Raw genomic sequence first — 2,498 nt, forward strand, 5'->3', positions numbered from 1 at the left:
GGTACTGGTTCACTATCGGTCACGCAGGAGTATTTAGCCTTACGAGATGGTTCTCGCCGATTCACACGGGATTTCCCCTGCCCCGTGATACTCGGGATCCGGCCGGCGCCTTTGAGCTTTCGGCTACAGGACTTTCACCTTCTCTGGTGCAGCATTCCAGCTGCTTCCCCTAGCCCGCCGGCTGCCGTTTGGCCGTCCCACAACCCCGCCCAGCCGTAGCTGAGCGGTTTAGGCTCTTTCCCGTTCGCTCGCCGCTACTGAGGAAATCACTTTTGTTTTCTTTTCCTGCGGCTACTAAGATGTTTCAGTTCGCCGCGTTCGCCCCTTTGGCCTATGGATTCAGCCAAAGGTGACAAGGCTTGCGCCTTGCCGGGTTGCCCCATTCGGGAACCTGCGGATCACCGCTTTTGTCCAGCTCCCCGCAGCGTTTCGTCGGTAACACGCCCTTCCTCGCCTCTGCGTGCCTAGGTATCCACCGTGCGCCCTTAACTGACTTGACCTTTTCACCTCACGTAACATTGGTGTTCTACCTGCCTCATGCCCCCAGGTTGCTGCTGCTTCCCCCAAGCCAAGGCTCGGAGGGCTCAACCCAGAAGCATGCTGCTCTCTTGCTATGCAGTTTTCAAAGTGCTGGCCGGCTCAACCCGGCTGGAGGCTTGTGCTCGGACCCAAACCCCTAGCCCGGTCGTCAACCTATCCAACTGGAGAACCCCTTCCCCGCTCCTCACCAAAGTGGTGGAGGTAAGCGGACTCGAACCGCTGACTTCTGCCGTGCAAAGGCAGCGCTCTACCAGCTGAGCTATACCCCCAATCCAGACTGCACCCACCCTCTGGCTTTGCCCTCAGCTTGGCCAGCTCGCTTCTAGCTTGCTAGCTCTCCCTTCTCCAGGACAAACAGTGGGCCATCCTGGACTCGAACCAGGGACCTCACCCTTATCAGGGGTGCGCTCTAACCACCTGAGCTAATAGCCCTCCCCTCGGTTCCCCTCCAGAACCCCAGTCAACCATCTCTTCAACCCCGACCGACCTGGGATAACCTTTGCTGGCCTGAGGGTGGTCTAACTCCCCTCAGATGCCCCAAGGTAGGTCTCCCTAAAAGGAGGTGATCCAGCCGCACCTTCCGGTACGGCTACCTTGTTACGACTTCACCCCAGTCACCAGCCCTGCCTTCGGCGGGTGCTCCGACTTCGGGCATGGCCAGCTCCCATGGTGTGACGGGCGGTGTGTACAAGGCCCGGGAACGTATTCACCGCAGCATGCTGATCTGCGATTACTAGCGATTCCGCCTTCACGCAGGCGAGTTGCAGCCTGCGATCTGAACTGAGACGCGGTTTTTGGGATTGGCTCACGCTCGCGCGCTCGCGACCCTTTGTCCGCGCCATTGTAGCACGTGTGTAGCCCAGAGCGTAAGGGGCATGCTGACTTGACGTCATCCTCACCTTCCTCCGGTTTGTCACCGGCAGTCTCCCTAGAGTGCCCAACTCAATGCTGGCAACTAGGAACAAGGGTTGCGCTCGTTGCGGGACTTAACCCAACATCTCACGACACGAGCTGACGACAGCCATGCACCACCTGTGTCCGCGCTCCCGAAGGCACCCCCACGTTTCCGCAGGGTTCGCGGCATGTCAAGCCCTGGTAAGGTTCTTCGCGTTGCATCGAATTAAACCACATGCTCCACCGCTTGTGCGGGCCCCCGTCAATTCCTTTGAGTTTCACACTTGCGTGCGTACTCCCCAGGCGGGACACTTAACGCGTTAGCTCCGACACTGACCGGGTCGATACGGCCAACGTCTAGTGTCCATCGTTTACGGCTAGGACTACTGGGGTATCTAATCCCATTCGCTCCCCTAGCTTTCGTACCTCAGCGTCAGTTGAGGCCCAGTTGCGCGCTTCCGCCTCAGGTGTTCTTCCCGATCTCTACGCATTTCACCGCTACACCGGGAATTCCCGCAACCCCTACCTCACTCTAGCCGGTCAGTTTCCAGGGCCTTCCCACAGTTGAGCTGTGGCCTTTGACCCCAGACTTGACCAGCCGCCTACGTACCCTTTACGCCCAATAATTCCGGATAACGCTTGCCTCCTCCGTCTTACCGCGGCTGCTGGCACGGAGTTAGCCGAGGCTTATTCCTGGGGTACCGTCAGCTTTCGTCCCCCAGAAAAGAGGTTTACAACCCAAGGGCCTTCCTCCCTCACGCGGTATTGCTCCGTCAGGCTTGCGCCCATTGCGGAAAATTCCCCACTGCTGCCTCCCGTAGGAGTCTGGGCCGTGTCTCAGTCCCAGTGTGGCGGGCCATCCTCTCAGACCCGCTACGGATCGTCGCCTTGGTAGGCCATTACCCCACCAACTAGCTAATCCGACGCAGGCTCATCCTCAGGTGGATTGCTCCTTTCAGCTTCCGCCTGTATGGGGTATTAGCAGCCGTTTCCAGCTGTTATCCCCCGCCTGAGGGTAGATTCCTACGTGTTACTCACCCGTCCGCCACTAACACCCGAAGGTG

2 tRNA genes and 2 rRNA genes (1 of these 4 cut by a window edge) are annotated in these 2,498 nt (G+C 58.9%); all 4 read right to left on the bottom strand.

The window, feature by feature from the left end:
* Positions 1-500 (bottom strand): 23S ribosomal RNA (locus ACVWZJ_RS14035) (it extends 2,309 nt beyond the left edge of the window).
* 233 nt (positions 501-733) lie between these two features.
* Positions 734-809 (bottom strand) — tRNA-Ala (locus ACVWZJ_RS14040).
* 89 nt (positions 810-898) lie between these two features.
* A tRNA-Ile gene (locus ACVWZJ_RS14045) sits at positions 899-972 on the bottom strand.
* A gap of 123 nt (positions 973-1,095) precedes the next feature.
* A 16S ribosomal RNA gene (locus ACVWZJ_RS14050) occupies positions 1,096-2,498 on the bottom strand; the annotation flags it as partial.

It is taken from the genome of Thermostichus sp. OS-CIW-29, from assembly GCF_054058195.1.